27 protein-coding genes and 1 pseudogene are annotated in these 14,646 nt (G+C 37.2%); 1 reads left to right on the top strand and 27 read right to left on the bottom strand.

The features are described 5' to 3' along the window. Positions 1–139 precede the first annotated feature (139 nt). The 17 genes and pseudogenes from J7I90_RS19395 to J7I90_RS19315 all read right to left on the bottom strand — a co-directional run bounded on the left by J7I90_RS19395 (position 140) and on the right by J7I90_RS19315 (position 8,602). Complete coding sequence (locus J7I90_RS19395) at positions 140–682, bottom strand: M15 family metallopeptidase (RefSeq protein ID WP_214773362.1); 543 nt, start codon at positions 680–682, stop codon at positions 140–142. A 16-nt stretch (positions 683–698) separates the two neighbouring features. Beyond that, positions 699–2,171, bottom strand: coding sequence for a right-handed parallel beta-helix repeat-containing protein (locus J7I90_RS19390; protein WP_214773361.1), 1,473 nt, complete (start codon positions 2,169–2,171; stop codon positions 699–701). A gap of 18 nt (positions 2,172–2,189) precedes the next feature. Beyond that, positions 2,190–2,822 carry a hypothetical protein gene (locus J7I90_RS19385; protein ID WP_214773360.1) on the bottom strand — a complete coding sequence of 211 codons (633 nt, stop codon included), beginning with the start codon at positions 2,820–2,822 and terminating at the stop codon, positions 2,190–2,192. Beyond that, complete coding sequence (locus J7I90_RS19380) at positions 2,815–3,357, bottom strand: D-Ala-D-Ala carboxypeptidase family metallohydrolase (protein ID WP_214773359.1); 543 nt, start codon at positions 3,355–3,357, stop codon at positions 2,815–2,817. Before J7I90_RS19380 ends, J7I90_RS19385 begins: the two co-directional genes overlap by 8 nt. Positions 3,358–3,518: 161 nt before the next feature. Continuing rightward, a pseudogene (locus J7I90_RS27510) lies at positions 3,519–3,929 on the bottom strand (lytic transglycosylase domain-containing protein); the annotation flags it as partial. Between the two features lie 14 nt (positions 3,930–3,943). Beyond that, positions 3,944–4,630, bottom strand: coding sequence for a LysM peptidoglycan-binding domain-containing protein (locus J7I90_RS28155; protein WP_251025379.1), 687 nt, complete (start codon positions 4,628–4,630; stop codon positions 3,944–3,946). After that, entirely contained in the window at positions 4,631–4,909 is a 279-nt protein-coding gene (locus J7I90_RS19365) for a hypothetical protein (protein ID WP_214773357.1), read from the bottom strand. 2 nt (positions 4,910–4,911) lie between these two features. Continuing rightward, complete coding sequence (locus J7I90_RS19360) at positions 4,912–5,058, bottom strand: hypothetical protein (protein WP_214773356.1); 147 nt, start codon at positions 5,056–5,058, stop codon at positions 4,912–4,914. Beyond that, the gene (locus J7I90_RS19355; protein ID WP_214773355.1) at positions 5,055–5,234 is read right to left on the bottom strand and encodes a hypothetical protein; all 180 of its coding nucleotides are present in this window, start codon (positions 5,232–5,234) and stop codon (positions 5,055–5,057) included. The genes J7I90_RS19360 and J7I90_RS19355 overlap by 4 nt, the downstream gene beginning before the upstream one ends. Before the next feature lie 14 nt (positions 5,235–5,248). Further along, positions 5,249–5,551, bottom strand: a complete 303-nt coding sequence (locus J7I90_RS19350) for a hypothetical protein (protein ID WP_214773354.1) — start codon at positions 5,549–5,551, stop codon at positions 5,249–5,251. 73 nt (positions 5,552–5,624) lie between these two features. Continuing rightward, the gene (locus J7I90_RS19345; RefSeq protein ID WP_214773353.1) at positions 5,625–5,786 is read right to left on the bottom strand and encodes a hypothetical protein; all 162 of its coding nucleotides are present in this window, start codon (positions 5,784–5,786) and stop codon (positions 5,625–5,627) included. Positions 5,787–5,792: 6 nt separating this feature from the next. Next, complete coding sequence (locus J7I90_RS19340; RefSeq protein ID WP_214773352.1) at positions 5,793–6,014, bottom strand: hypothetical protein; 222 nt, start codon at positions 6,012–6,014, stop codon at positions 5,793–5,795. Between the two features lie 55 nt (positions 6,015–6,069). Then, positions 6,070–7,128: a cytoplasmic protein gene (locus tag J7I90_RS19335; protein ID WP_214773351.1), complete on the bottom strand. Its 1,059-nt coding sequence runs from the start codon at positions 7,126–7,128 to the stop codon at positions 6,070–6,072. A 33-nt stretch (positions 7,129–7,161) separates the two neighbouring features. Beyond that, positions 7,162–7,299, bottom strand: coding sequence for a hypothetical protein (locus J7I90_RS19330; protein WP_214773350.1), 138 nt, complete (start codon positions 7,297–7,299; stop codon positions 7,162–7,164). 19 nt (positions 7,300–7,318) lie between these two features. Next, positions 7,319–7,462, bottom strand: a complete 144-nt coding sequence (locus J7I90_RS19325) for a hypothetical protein (RefSeq protein ID WP_214773364.1) — start codon at positions 7,460–7,462, stop codon at positions 7,319–7,321. Positions 7,463–7,520: 58 nt separating this feature from the next. Continuing rightward, positions 7,521–8,168: a type IV secretory system conjugative DNA transfer family protein gene (locus tag J7I90_RS19320; protein WP_214773349.1), complete on the bottom strand. Its 648-nt coding sequence runs from the start codon at positions 8,166–8,168 to the stop codon at positions 7,521–7,523. 200 nt (positions 8,169–8,368) lie between these two features. Next, positions 8,369–8,602 carry a hypothetical protein gene (locus tag J7I90_RS19315; protein WP_214773348.1) on the bottom strand — a complete coding sequence of 78 codons (234 nt, stop codon included), beginning with the start codon at positions 8,600–8,602 and terminating at the stop codon, positions 8,369–8,371. A gap of 53 nt (positions 8,603–8,655) precedes the next feature. Between J7I90_RS19315 and J7I90_RS19310 the strand changes: the two genes are divergently transcribed. Next, a complete protein-coding gene (locus tag J7I90_RS19310; protein ID WP_214773347.1) occupies positions 8,656–8,997 on the top strand; it encodes a hypothetical protein in 342 nt (113 codons plus the stop codon). Here J7I90_RS19310 and J7I90_RS19305 read toward each other — a convergent pair. The 10 genes from J7I90_RS19305 to J7I90_RS19260 form a co-directional block, all read right to left on the bottom strand. After that, positions 8,981–9,319: a hypothetical protein gene (locus tag J7I90_RS19305; RefSeq protein ID WP_214773346.1), complete on the bottom strand. Its 339-nt coding sequence runs from the start codon at positions 9,317–9,319 to the stop codon at positions 8,981–8,983. The genes J7I90_RS19310 and J7I90_RS19305 overlap by 17 nt on opposite strands. A gap of 235 nt (positions 9,320–9,554) precedes the next feature. After that, positions 9,555–9,710 (bottom strand): hypothetical protein, encoded by a 156-nt coding sequence (locus J7I90_RS19300; protein ID WP_214773345.1) that lies wholly within the window; start codon positions 9,708–9,710, stop codon positions 9,555–9,557. Between the two features lie 17 nt (positions 9,711–9,727). Further along, positions 9,728–9,967, bottom strand: coding sequence for a hypothetical protein (locus tag J7I90_RS19295; protein ID WP_214773344.1), 240 nt, complete (start codon positions 9,965–9,967; stop codon positions 9,728–9,730). Beyond that, complete coding sequence (locus J7I90_RS19290) at positions 9,961–10,113, bottom strand: hypothetical protein (protein ID WP_214773343.1); 153 nt, start codon at positions 10,111–10,113, stop codon at positions 9,961–9,963. The genes J7I90_RS19295 and J7I90_RS19290 overlap by 7 nt, the downstream gene beginning before the upstream one ends. Further along, on the bottom strand, positions 10,107–10,274 hold the full coding sequence (locus J7I90_RS19285; protein ID WP_214773342.1) for a hypothetical protein: 168 nt from the start codon (positions 10,272–10,274) through the stop codon (positions 10,107–10,109). Before J7I90_RS19285 ends, J7I90_RS19290 begins: the two co-directional genes overlap by 7 nt. Next, positions 10,274–12,334, bottom strand: coding sequence for a DNA polymerase (locus tag J7I90_RS19280; RefSeq protein ID WP_214773341.1), 2,061 nt, complete (start codon positions 12,332–12,334; stop codon positions 10,274–10,276). Before J7I90_RS19280 ends, J7I90_RS19285 begins: the two co-directional genes overlap by 1 nt. Before the next feature lies 1 nt (position 12,335). Further along, on the bottom strand, positions 12,336–13,109 hold the full coding sequence (locus J7I90_RS19275) for a hypothetical protein (RefSeq protein ID WP_214773340.1): 774 nt from the start codon (positions 13,107–13,109) through the stop codon (positions 12,336–12,338). A 72-nt stretch (positions 13,110–13,181) separates the two neighbouring features. Next, on the bottom strand, positions 13,182–13,406 hold the full coding sequence (locus J7I90_RS19270; protein WP_214773339.1) for a hypothetical protein: 225 nt from the start codon (positions 13,404–13,406) through the stop codon (positions 13,182–13,184). Positions 13,407–13,481: 75 nt separating this feature from the next. Next, a complete protein-coding gene (locus J7I90_RS19265; RefSeq protein WP_214773338.1) occupies positions 13,482–13,976 on the bottom strand; it encodes a hypothetical protein in 495 nt (164 codons plus the stop codon). A gap of 1 nt (position 13,977) precedes the next feature. Then, entirely contained in the window at positions 13,978–14,166 is a 189-nt protein-coding gene (locus J7I90_RS19260; RefSeq protein WP_214773337.1) for a helix-turn-helix domain-containing protein, read from the bottom strand. Positions 14,167–14,646: the final 480 nt, after the last annotated feature.

Here is a 14,646-nt window from a genome sequence, read left to right as displayed (position 1 = left end):
ATGGTGGTCTTCCATATGGCGTTAATTTCCCCCAAAACCCTTGACAATAGATTAATAGTATGTTATATGAATTGTAAGCGTTTACAATAATAGCGCATGAAAACACCCACCGATTGGGTGGGTATTGTATACATTCCGTTTACATTTTTAATTTCTGACCAACATATATCGAATGAATATTTTTCAATTTGTTCTTTTTAGCGAATGCTTCCAATTTCTTTTTATCATTCGTTTTTAATATTTTAGAAAGACTATCCCCTGCTTTAACGGTATAGGTCTTTACTACCTTCTTTTCGACAGGTGCTTTCCAATTTTTATTGACTTGGAAGTGTGGGCGGTCAATATTTGTTTTCCAATCCCCTCCCCATTCAATACCCAGCTTTCTAGCAATTGCACCAGCCTTTTCAAGCGTTGTAAGGTCATACAGATACTTTGGCGGCATAACGGCTATATCCCATGCCATACGCCCGGTGTGATTGCTTGAACGTGTCCAAGTAACCTTATCCCCTTTACGTGTCCTCCCTTGCTCATACAGATAGTTTTGGCGTGATTGTGACCGGTATGTCTCGGTTATGAAAATATCGACTCCTGCTTTCTCACACTCATTTAAAAAGAGATTACAGGCTTTCTTTGCTACTGAAGACAATTCGTTAATATCCCTACATGCTTTTGTAATATCCATTATTTCATCCCCTTTTTTAATTAAATAAACCCATACCCTTTAATATTGTTATCAAGTTATTTAATTTTTCAGTATCATTTGCACCGGATAGTGTTTTCTTTGTTGTTCCGTAACTACCAAAGAATCCTAAGGATTTACTAGATGTTCCAATAGCAACATCTCCTGTTTGACTTTTAATTCTTGCCAAACTACCCGTCCAATCTCCTGATGCGTTATAACTATCAATTGTGGAATAGTTGCCACCCACATCATAATACTCACCTATTTTAAGTCGTGTCTTCCCGGTACGGTGGATAGAGATAACTGATTCATCTGTTAGACTAGATGTTCCAAACTCAGCTTTAATCCCATCGCGGTGAGACAATTCATTAATATCTAACCTCATTTTCTTGTTATTACCACTAATAGCATAATTACTATAATTAAACTGGACTTTCATATCAATTGTGATATTTTCGTTAGATGTACCACCAATTGAAACACCATAACATTGGAATCCCGGTTCTCCAATACGTTTATGGAAATCATTAGAGATACCATGAACATATATATTTTTAGAATCGTAAATATGGACACCGTTCAAATTGCTTGGTTGAACTGGAATAAATTCATGCGAGTAGCCGTTAGCATCAGCCAATACATTTGTTAGGGTAATATCTTGACATCCTCCCAACATGACCCCATGTTTATAGTTTTCTTGTGCTTCTAAGTTCACACCTATAATAGAAGTTGCCTCATTAAACCAAAATCCATATTCACGATTACCAAACGCTTTTAAATCGGATATACGGTAATTTCCAGTAAAGAACCTATACCCTGTACCTTCATTCCAAAAAGAAGTACACTTTGATAAAATAGAATCCGACCCACCGATATCAAAACCGTTTAATCGACTATCCCTTACAAAGATATTGGTATATTTTGCTTCACGTACTTTTTCACCCGAATGTAAACCATGACCAGCAGCATCTCGTATGGTTACCTTATCTATAGTTGGTGCAATGTCAGGATTTTGGCTTGCACCTGTCCAATTCGGTGTTTCTAAGTGGATAGCATCACCATTATTATTATTTTGCTTATTACCGTCAATCGTCATATTTTCAATTCCGCCACGCAATCCTTCATTAATAGCATAGGTAATAAAATGGGTGTTTGTATTATCATTTAGTTTTAAAATGGTAGAGTCGCCTTGACCAGACAAGAACACAAAATCTCGAATCTTATAAAACCTTGCGATATAAGTATTTGCGCCTAATAAAATTTTCCCACCACCTTTTGAAGATACAAAGAGTGATGCTCTTTCTAATCGTCCAGTATCATCGATTTCGGGGATTTGGATTGGGAACTGGTCAATGGATAAAACTACTTGATTCACCCCTCTAACCATATCAGTCAAATATTGAATGGTTCGATTTAGTTTAGGTGAACCGTAATAAACGTCAAACTGTTCTAGCGGTTCGTCTACAATATCCCCATAATCTATTGTCATGTTATATCCTCACTTTCATTAAGGTTTTGCAATAAGCTGGTCAAGCTTCTCATTATTTGCAGTCATTAAAGTTATAAGACTATCAAGCTTAGTTTCAATTGATGCTGTTGAAACAGGATTTAAAACATTCACGTCCTGTGTAGTAGGAAAATTATTAACCCCTACACTCGTTACAGGATTTTCTACATTTACTTTTTGAATAGCAGGGAAGTTATTGACCCCCACACTTGTTACCGGGTTTTTGACATTAACTTCCTGCGTACTAGGGAAGTTAGTCACCACAACATTTCCTAGGCTCTGATTCGGGTCGCTTGTAACGGTTTCTTGTGTTTGGTTTAAAGTTACCGGGTCAAATTCTCCTTCCCAACTTTTCACACGCACACTATGAACATCAGAGTCATAGCAAACGATATATAATTCTTTAACCCCATTCATTTGGGAAAATAGCTGTCTCCCATTAACTGGGATAATAATATCCGCTACTTTATCACTGACCGCTGGACTTGTACTGACGTATAAAGGAGAATGACAAGGGTTTGTTAATAAAATATAGTTCGGTTTGGTGTCGTCAAAATAAATGGTTTTAACCTTACCAACCCCTACTCCTTCAATCGTTTGTTCCCTCCACGATTCGTTATTCATTTTAGCCATTCTTTTTCCCCTTTCGTTTTACAATTTTCTTAATCTGTTTTGTTGGAACGACAGCTTGCGCATCGGGAAAAGCTTTAATGAAGAAAGTCAATCCGATAATAATAAATAAGGCAATGAGAATAATTTTGACGGATGAACCGAATATTTTTTCGGTTGCTCCTGTTCCTGATTGAGAACCGTTTGTACTTGATTGAGAACCTTCTTTCATATCGATTAATTTCCCATCACCTACAAACGTCTTCCCATCGGCATGCTTACCAGTTCCCCACCCGACATGTACATGGTCGTAATGTCCTGCGGTTTCATATAAAACCTCTGTGAATATTCCAGAGTTCTTTGCCCAATTAGCAAAAGCCTTCATCTGGGCTTTACTTCCTGCGAAATCGTAAGCCGTACCAGATTGGTGCATACTGTTTTTACCACCGCCCACACTAGCATTTTTACTCGGTGAACGATATCCACTTGTCATAGTTAGCCCCATACTTTTTCCATATTGCATGGCTGCTCGTGACGCTGCGGTTTCTTGTATTGTCATTACATCACCGCCTTTAATAGTTTGGCTTGTGGCGGTATAGGTACATCTACTGGAAATACTTTAAAGAAGAAAATGAATCCTACTACAATGCAAAAGATAATAGCCAGTACACTGATGGAACTAGAAAACAATTTTTCTGCTATTCCCTGCCCGCCCCCAGAACTTGAAGAACCATTGGTACTCACTGATAAACCAGAACCGTTATAATTCGCCATAATCTTTTTGACATAGTTTTGCGTTTCGGTGAAAGGGGGAATCCCCCCATATTTACGCACGTTACCCGCCCCCGCGTTGTAACTGGCTAGAGCAAGGGGAACACTCCCATTGTTAGCCTTTAGCATTTGAGAAAGGTATTTTGTACCCCCCTCTATATTCTGTTTTGGGTCATATACATTTTTCACGCCTAACCCTCTAGCTGTACCCGGCATTAATTGCATCAGACCACCTGCCCCCGCGGAACTCCTAGCACCCGGATTAAAACCAGATTCTTGTTGAATAACAGCTTTCACTAATTTAGGGTCAACCCCATATTTAGCGGCTGCCGCATTAATATAGGAATCGTACTTATTAGACATAAGCTATCCCCCTATACCAGAATTTTAATTTTCTGTCCGACTTTTATTTTGTTAGGATTAGAAATTTTGTTGTACTTAGCGGTTTCCGTATAAACCTTTTTACTACCACCCTTACCATATTTCTCTGTCAATTCTGATAGGGTATCACCCTTTTTAACCGTTACCTCTTTATACTTTGGTTTCGCTGCTGGTTTCGGTTTTGGTTTTGGTTTTGCTGCCGGTTTTGGTGTCGGCTTCGGTGTCGGTTTTGGTTTTGGTGTCGGTGTTTTAGGTGCTGACGATAAGTTTTTAATTTGAGTAGCAAGATTTTCATTTTGTTTAGCAATTTTATCAAGCTGACCTTGGTACTTAGCATTATTCTTTTCAATTAATTCTTTATTGGTTTCCCCTATATCGGTTTTCAGTTCGTTCAAATCCGCATTCCATTGACCTTCAAGAATGTTCCCGAAATTTTGCATTTGAGATTGTACATCGACATCGTTATCCGGGTAACCGTCTGTTAAATAGACTTCTCGTCCTTCCTCGTCCTCTGCTGCTGGTGCGCCCCCGCGCCCGCGTATAAGGATAAAGACAATGACAATAACCGCCCCACCGATATAAAGCATGGGTTTTGATATTTTCATACCCTTCTTTTTAGGAAAGGCAGGGTTTCCCCCGCCCCCACCGCTGCCATTATCCATTTGAAATTCTGCTGCCAATTAGAACCCTCCTATCACATTTCCGATATAGAATTCTTTCGGAAAATTTTCTTCTTTAATGTTCTCGGCATGCCCGTCTATCTGAGTCATTTCAATAGCTCTATTCCCAGCATCCGGGACAACTACATAATTTTTACGCGCCTGATATTCTACCCGCATAATAGAAGGGGAAAGGTCTTCCCCTATACCTACCGCGAGACGTGCATCAGGAACATAGATTGTCTTGTTTATATTTTGAAAAGCGTGTTCAGCGTTTTGTTTATGATAGCCTTCCATCATAATTAACGCCCCTGCAATACTTTGATACCAGAAATAGAATTGCTTCCAATCGTTGAGATAATTGAAGTCGTAGCTTTGCTGTTATTCAAAAATAAGAAAATCGCAATCAAAACACCGATTCCACTTACTACGCTAAATACTTTATTCATTCAAACTTCACCTTCCCTAATAGGTTTTTTATTTTATCCGAATTCATAACCGCCATGGATGCTAATACCAGATAAAGCATACCTTCCGTCATTTTTGCTCCAAATAACATATGGAAAAAGAATGTTCCAGTTATGAAAAAGATTAAGAATGGCATACTTGCCGTAAAATCTTTCAATGTTCCCTCCCCCTTTAAGACGGGATACGTCCATCATAGAAATGGTCGACAGCATCCTTTAAATGCTTTTTCGTATCTTTATCAACCTTACTTTTATCAATTTTTTCTTTCGCTTTTTCGCTACCCTTTTGTATTTCTTCCGGGTCTTCCAGTTGCTTGTCTACAAAGTCCCCGACGGCTTCCCCGACACTTGGAATGTCCGGGGTCATTTTGGCAGCCATGGAAGAGATTCTTTTATTTCCAAAGAACTCATCGAACACCAACCAGAAACACCCCAAACATAAGGAAAGAAATAATAATCCTCGTTCCGTATTCATCGGTTATCCCTTTTTCTTTCGGATAACAAAGAACCAAAAGGCTAGAATGACTACGACTAACATTAACACTTTACTATTCAACGTTTTGCCCCCCTAGCTTTTCATATAACTTTGTCATAATCCTTGTGTTAGCATCTAAAGAACCTTTTACTTTAACAAGGGTATAAGCGAATAATGCCGGAATGACACCGATTTGGGTTACCACATTAATAATGGTCTTTTCATCGAATTCCATGTTTTATCACCCCAAATTCAACAGGACGATAATAATAACAACCGCAGCAATGGAACTCCACATAACTTTATTGGATGCGTTTGTTACTTGTACGGGATTCGCTTGTGCTAAATCCTCATCGTCGACTAGTGTATTTTGGTCTTCTGCTTCTGGTACGGTTTGCGTTCGTGTATCGACCCCGCCCATAGTTGGGTAGGCGTCGGAATAACTAAAATTCAAAGCTGACATTTATTTACCCCCTCTATAATGGAAGGGAAAGCTTTCACTTCCCCCATTTTATTTATTAACGTAAGCGCGATAGTGTTTCAGAAATAGCGGTAACTTTACCTGATTTATTGGTTGAAAAACGTAACCAGAATTCAGTTAGACGTTCCGTATCGACATAATCACGTGACCCGCCCATATTCGGTAATCCTTGGTTACTAAAGTCGAAAATAAAGACTCCATCCGGCAGTGCATAACCTAGCTGGCTTGCATTTCTTGCTGATAGAACGGATGGTTTAATGGAAATCGGAATATCTGCCTGATTGAATACGAGTTCCAACTGACCGCTAAAGTCCGTATCTTTCAACGGAACACCGTCATTATCTTCTAAATAAAGAACCAATTTTCGATATATCGTACCGACATTCAGCTTGACAACATTTTGACCGTTCCCGGCAAAAATATCAGCTTTCGATTGTACCAGCTTCAAAACGGAAATGTCTGGTGTAGCATCGGCGCTTGGTGGAATCGTAAACGTTTCTAAAACAGGTGTAACTTGCATAGATTTAAAGGTAACGGTTTCCCCTGCTTTTGGTTTATAAGCCTTAGCAAGTGTTTCAATATCCAGTGTCAAGGTTACTTGTGTTTCTGGATTTTGAAGGAGAATCAAACCGACAGGGTCGCGGTCATTCAGTGTAATGGGAAGTTCAACCATGAATTTAATTTTTTGGTCTTGTCCTGCTACGGTTGCCGCATTTTCTACATAGTTCATCCCACGTGCGTTTGTATTGCTAAATAAAACGTCAGGATTTAAACGGTCTGTATTATAAAGCAATAAATCCCGCCCAGGAACGATAAACGGACTAAAACCGTTATTCAAATCGAGTGACACCCTACGTAAAATTTGGTATGGTGAAAATACATCTTTAGCAATATTCACCGCGCTGGCTGCTTTAAGCGTTGCGACCGCTTCGACTTCCAGCATGATTTTAGAAAGTAGTCTCGTTTTTGGTAGTACGAATTGAACGGAACTATTTTCAGATGTGACTTGTTGGGTAGGCATCGTTTGAAGTGTTTGACGCGTTGCCTGCCCGAATAAGATTGCTCTTTGTTGAGCCGATAATTGTTGTTGAGCCATGAATAAAAATCCTCCTAGTAAACTAATTTTTTATTAAACTTCTGATGCCATTTTGCTAACGACTGGAATCTCATATTTTGCAGATACCTTTTTAATAATCCAAATAAATACCATCGTAATGAACACTTGTATAAATGTGTTGATATACCATTTAGGACTAAACAAATTCATTGTTTCACCTCCCTTCAAATTAAACCGCTGTGACTACATCGGTCACACCCGGAATCGGATGCTTAATAAGAATCGTTTTTAAAACCACAATGACGACGATTGTAAATAACGCTAGTGAAATAGCTTTTGTCAAACCTACCCCTAGAAATTTAGAAGTCTCCAATTTATCACCTCCTTTCAATAGAAGTCTCCAATTTATCACCTCCTTTCAATAGAAGGAACTAGACTTTTAATATCCCCCTCGTTGCATTCATTTCCCCTAGTTTGAAGTACCAGAAATAATGTTTGCCCGGTTGTTCATAAAATTCTAAAATCCCTGTACTGTCAGCAATCTTTTTCCTATCTTGTGGCTGGTTCAAATTGAATACAAAAAAGTGTGTCGTTTGTGAAAGGACAATTCCGGGAATATCTAACGTTCGTTGAGCCAATGCCCAAATACTCACATTCTTACTACGTCCGCGCGTATAGATGGCTTTTAAATATGGTGGGTACTTATGCGGGTTTGGTGCTACCTCCATAAGTTCGTCAATCCATAGAGTGGTATTTTCCCTTTCATACACCCATTTCATAAGGGCATCGTAATGCTCTAAAGATTGTTCGGTAAAATGTGGTGCGTATATGATTTTAGGCGTTTCGACATCGGGTAAATCTTTCAAATACTCCACGACTACGAAATCTTTTCCTTCTATTAAACCGCGCCATATTGGTTGCTTCTTTTTCCTGCGTTCATACACTTCCCCTTTCGTATCCAATTTCACAACCGAATTTTCGAATCCTGCAAGATATATTTCAGCTAACCACGACTTACCAGAACCCGTCATTCCGGGTACAAATGCATGTTCGTCAGGTCCTATTGTAATTTGAGACATGTTTACCAGACCCCTTTTGTTCATAAGCTTTTACGACTCGTTTAACACCCTTCCCCCTTTTCAACCCCCCCAGCCGGGATACCATGGGAATGTCAGTTGGCACTTTCTCTAAATGAAGAAAAATTTCTTCCTTATTGATAACTGGTAACCAATACCGGGAAAATTCGTGTAGAGGTATTTGATAGTAAAAATCGCCTTCTTTAATGGTGACCATGTTCGACATAATCTATAAATTCCTTAATCTTTAGGATGAAGTTATCCGTTTCAGAATCCGGCAGTTGTTGGAATAAGGCTAGATAGTTGCCCCCCAAAGTTCGTGCCATTGTCCGTATGTGCACGGGAAGACTGTCCATCATTTGGTCGAGAACCTCCTGTAGACGTTCCTTCTTCGTTTCGTGGTTTGGTAGGTGTAATAGACTGTTTTGGTTTTCCATAGTTTACTTTTTCCCCCTGTTTGGCTTTTTTAGGTTTAGTAGCTTGGTGCATAATGAATTTTGGTACAAATATCATGAAACATGCCATGACTAATGCGAACGCGTCCGCATGCTCACTCGTTACATTATTGAGTGCTTCATTCTTAGCGATTATGTTACTAATCGGTTCGGCAAGCTGTAAGGATTCCTCTGCCGATAAGTTCCAGACTTCCATACCCGGACGACTTGCAATGATTCCTGATACGGTTAGGAGTAGCATTTGCACTTGTGTAGCATCGGCTTTCTTGGCAGCAGCTTTCTTTTTAGCGGGTGCTTTCTTTTTCGGTGCTGCGGGCTTGTCTTCACCCGGAATGGAAATAGATGTTGCTTTTGGTTCGTTTACATTAGCCAGTTGATGAAGCTTTTCTTTTTGGGAGCTGGTGCTTCCTCGTGGTCTTCCTCTTCCTTTTCTTCCACTTTCGGTGCTGCTGGTACTGGAATTTCCGCTGCTCCCTTCCCGCTGTTCGATTGCGGACTCTGTTGAAGTAAGTCTAGTATTTTCTTCGCCCATGGTGGCGTGTCATCCCCTTTCTTTTCTTCTTTTTCTGGTTCTGTATTTTCTTCTTTTTCTGGTTCTGTATTTTCTGGTTCGTCAGGTTCTGCAAAAAATTGAAGATTTAATTTTAAATAATAATGACAGGTACATGATTTTATATCTGTCGAACATTTATGACACATATTTTTACCTCCATTGGAATAATTTATTTAATTCGGTAGATTAAATATATGCGAACATTTATTCGGTGTCAATAAAAATACGAATATATGTTCTGTTAATTTGCGAACAAAATAAAAACCCCTATTAAAATAGGAGTTTTAATTCATAAATAATTATAAATAATTATAAAAATAAAATACCCAAAGGTGTGCGGCTATGCTAAACATATTTAGGGGTTCGTATGTTTTCATTAAATTAACCTAATACAATTTTTAATTCTTTGTCACAATCGGCAATAAAGCCTATTGGAAAGGACTTACGAAAATGAGTATCCATTATTTCTACCTCATATTCCCCGCTGGCTTCTGAATTAATTCTATTTAATTCATTTATTAAATCTGTGAGTTTCATATTTTAATTCTCCTTTTTTAATCTATTTTTAATCTATTTTTTAATATGAAGTTTTCCTCATATAAATCATTGTTTACATTTTTTAATGCTTTATTTTCAATACGTAACGTAGCAGACCGCTGCTGCTCTTTCATTAATTCTTTCGTTAAATTAGATTCGGATAGGAATTTAATTTCTTCTTTTAATTGTTTATTTTCAACCATTAATTTAGTATTAGCTATAAATAATTTTTCTTTACTCCATGGAATATTCACCATTTATTTAATTCCTCCTTTTTCATTATTGTTGGATATAAAGAAGATAAATCCAATTTATATTTATCTAATTCGACTAATTTGTTATTTTCAATCGTATAGCTTTTCATCTGTCCGTATTTGTTAAATAGACTATTTATTTTCACCATTGTTTTAATTCTCCTATTCTATTTAATTTATTATTTATTTTATTATAGATTTGTTCGGCATCTTCGAAGTATGTTCCTCCACTGGATACCGCTTCATATAAAATCGATTGGAGGGTTTTTAATTCGGATTCGTTAAATGTTATTAATTCTTTTAATTCCATTATTGCACGCTCCATTCATTTAATTTATGAGGGGTGCTTGTATTATTGATATAGTCCATTTTTCTTTTTTGCGAATTGGTTAAAATAATTCCTTTAGTTACCTCAAAATCATCATCAAAATTTGTTTGACCGTTTTTTAAATTAGTGGCGAATTTAAATCGTTTTTTCTCTGCTTTTAAATATAAAGGGAAATACGCTTCCTCTTTTGGAATTTTTTCCCCAGCTTCCTCCCGCCTTTGAATATCCTGTAATTTCCCGAATATTTGACGATACGTATCTACTGTGACATCTTCCATTTTACGTTTAGGAATTCCCTTAAATTTTTTCGTTTCTTTATTCATTAAATTCCCTTCCGCGTCCTCTTCTAATTCCCCATGTTTCTCCCAATAGGTTTTAGGTTGTAAGAAAATACCTTCCACCACTTCACTTTCTAATTTCCATTTACCGTATTCCTTATCGTCCACTAATTCATCATCCATCATGGCTTTACAGGCTACTGAATCCGTATCACAGTATGCCACTTGTCCTTTATCCAATTGTTCCATAATTCCTTTATATAAAACAATACGCGCCAAGCTGGTTACATAGGCAGCGATATGCGGTTGTATATAAGGCGCATGGGAAGCAATATCAGCTTCAATAAATTCATCGCCTTCTATTAAAGGATTATTTAATACAATATACCGATACCCTTTTGTTCTATACCGTTCTTTACATTTATCTAATTCCTCAATCGGTAATAAGCTGCGTCTTAGTCTTCGCATACCGAATTTTCCATATAAACTATTTTGCATTAATTTCGCAAATGTTTTTTTAGCGCCCTCGCTTGTTGTTTTTATTTTTTCATAGTAGGCAATAAAATCTTTAAAAATAAAATCGACTTTATCAAAAAATAAACATTGATAGATTTTATTTATTTTACAACCCATTTCCAAGGCAACTTTAATTTCCTCAAACGTCCAGGTTCCATGTAAATTACCGACCGGGAATATTAATTTATTATTCCGTTTTGCTGGTAATGGGGGAATATGCAACGTGTCTGGTATATGAATATCAATTTCCATGAAACCAGCACCTTGACCGAAATTATACCAATACTTGAACATTTGGCGGGCTTTATCACCCATGTACATCGTTGGTTTGCCGTAAGGGATAGGGAAGTTTTTCATAACATAGGGATATAAAGAATTTACATCATAATGATACCCTTGTTCCAGATAGGGTGTAAATACTTCGGTACGCCCTCCACAATAACTATTTCGAATAAACGCTTCATTCTTTTCACCTGTGACCCCATAATAATTAGTCGAACACGCTTTTTCATAATCTTCCGGGTAATTTATTTGAAACACTTTCATTGCAAGACTAGCCGTTGTGGGACATTTTAAAAATTCGTGTATCGGTAACTCTGATATGTTAATTAATGTGGTTATTACCTCATATAAGGAAACACAGTCCATTCGTAAATATTCATTTAATTCTTTTTCCCAAGGGTCGACGTTCATAAAATAATATCCTTCACTTTCAAACTCGTCATACTCGGATTTATTTTTAATCGGTTCCCCTTTTTTATTTCTTCCCCATCCTAATTTTAATATATGGTCTTTTAATTCGATTTTTGATTGATTGCTATCCAATCCAAAATCTTTACATATTTTCTTTAACCGACCTAATATAATTTTATTGCTATCATGTAGCGTAATAGGTTGTGTAATAATGTCATTTTCTTCTGTATGCTGTGCGGTCGTAATACTCGCTTGAAAGACGGTAACATTATTATTAATAAAAATACTTTTATTTAAATCGACTGTCGGAATTAATTCGGTCGCCATTTTAGATAAATCAAAATCCAAATTATGAATAAATATATGACAATCATAATTTATGGTATACTTAGATAAGATGTTTTTTATCTCTTTAAAAGTGTTTGAAACGAAATATTTTTCACCATCATACATGCCGACGCGGAATATGTCCCCAAACAAACCACGCGTTTCGGTATCGAGGGTAAAAATCTTAACAGGTTTTTTATCCTCTTTTTTTTGTTTTTTTCCAGCCATTTTAAAATCCCCTCCAATTTAAATCCTTTGCTAAACGTAAAGCCATTTTTTTATTTATTCTCGGGAGAAACTTATCTATTAAGTTACCGATAAAATCAGACCGTTCGTTAGTATCATACATTAATCGAACCATAGCATGAACCGCTAGCAATAAAGGATGATATCTCATAGCCTTTCCTTCATAGACTACTATCCAGTCATTCGCATCAGACATGGTGTTTACTGTTTCGGACATATGAGACATAAAGTTGATATATTGTTTTCGCTGGTTGCCTTTCACCAGCACACATAAACTTGTTCCTATCTCTGCGCCTTGCGGTTTGATTGTCCGTAAATATTTATTAATCCGTTCAAGTAATTGTTCATTATTCATATACTGATATTGATATTTATATCTTTCTATCAATTCCGTATCGGCAAACCCTTCCGCGGTTTTATCCCTCCAAAACATGAGTAAATATAAATCATCATCATTTTTCTTTTTTGTTTCTTCTTTCTTTTTTATTCGGTGTTGTTCTTGTACCCACGCATCCCACCTAGCAGACCCCCAGTAACGTTTGCTAGAATGGTCAGACACTTTATACCCAAACGATTTAATAACGCTAGAGCGTTCATTTGCAACCTGTTTTCGGTGTTCTTTTTTATAAACACTCTGCACCGCTTTAGGTTTATTTTTTAATTGTTTTATTTCTTTTTTATTTGTAATCCCTACGGACGATAGCAATTCTATATTTTTCTTTGCCTGCTGCTTCTTTCTCTGTCGCTTGCTAGCCATTACACTATATTCACCCCCTTAATTAAAAAAGTCATAGAAGGAATAAAAATATTCCCTCTATCAATTTATGAATTAAGCTAGTTTCTCTATAAATTGGTTATTAACTAATTCACATGCAGCCGTCATAAATTCCGATACGGAAAGGCTAACCACCTGTAAATCTGTATCAATCCAGTCGTAAATAATAACGGTGTTATCTGGTATGTTCATAACAATTTTTCGCTTAGTCGTAATGTCATCGTCCGTAAATATAAGCTCTATCCCGGTTTCAACCTCTTTTCTAATCATGGCAGCCATTTATTATATATCCCCCTTTTATAAAAAATAGCCCGCTAATTTAATAGCGGGCTATTCTATTCACCTTGGCAATTATTATCCTTGTAAATGTAATGTAAGAGTTTTGAACCCTTTACGCGTTTTCACTTCTTTAGGAACGATAGCAAGTGGTTCCTCTGTCCAAGGACCTTGTCCTACCAAGCCAATGATACGTTGCATAGAGGATACGACACCGCCTGACACGCTGTGATAACCTACACCGTCTTTCGTAAGAAGAACAACCCTCATGGCTTGTACATCTTCTTTTGTAATTTCGTCCTGGAGTGTAATAGGGTGTGCTACAAAATCCGTAATCTTAATGACTTCACCTAGGTGGTCGGATAAAGAGTTATCGCTGTTACTAATGGCGTTGTATACTTTTACTTTCGTTTTACGGTCGTCGCCTTGAATAGTTGAGAATAATGCTTCACCAGTATTTTCAAACATTGTAGGTGAAAGAGTTGTAACCAAATCTTCCTTTACAATGATGTCCGTTTCTACGATTTCTGTATTATTTGTTTCTACCGCTTTAGAAGTGTTTGAGTTTGTCATTTTATTTATCTCCCTTTTGTTTGTTAGATTTTGTTTTTAGAAATTCTTCTACATCAGACGGTGCTATCTTCCAACTTGTCCCCAATTTATAAGCTGTCAGTTCACCATCGTTAATGTATTTTCGAACCGTTTTTTCTGTTAAGCCTAAATCCTTTGCAACTTGTTCCACTGTTAAGTATTTCGATTCCATATTCCTTCAACTTCCCTTCCCGTAAGGTGGTATCACCTTCTTTACTATAACTTACCGCGGTTTCCCTTGGCTACCTTTATCTTACGTCATCTTCTGCTAAATGTCTACAATTTCTTTTATTTTATCGTTCGACATTATCCGACATGGGAAGTGAGGGTAATTCTGGAGTAGTTCTATCCTATTATAGAACAAATGTTCCGAATGTGTAAAGAACTATATATTACGGGTTCGCCTCCCTCCATCTCCCTCTTCCCTCCCTCCGGGTATACAGTAGAGGAAAGTCTTGGAGAGGGTGGAAGAAGTACCTAATTAAATATAGGTCATTTGTTCGGATATTGTCTCCCTTTTTTAAACATGTAATACATTCCAAATTTTCCATGGTTTATGTTGTTGATTCTCCTAACATATTATTCTTTTAAAGTCAATGCTTTTGGGGTAAATTTACGCCATATGGGAGACCGGCATATGGTGGTCTCCCAT

The organism is Bacillus sp. ISL-57, assembly GCF_018613135.1.
Taxonomy (GTDB): domain Bacteria; phylum Bacillota; class Bacilli; order Bacillales; family DSM-1321; genus Peribacillus; species Peribacillus frigoritolerans.
This window is presented reverse-complemented; position numbering and strand designations above follow the sequence as displayed.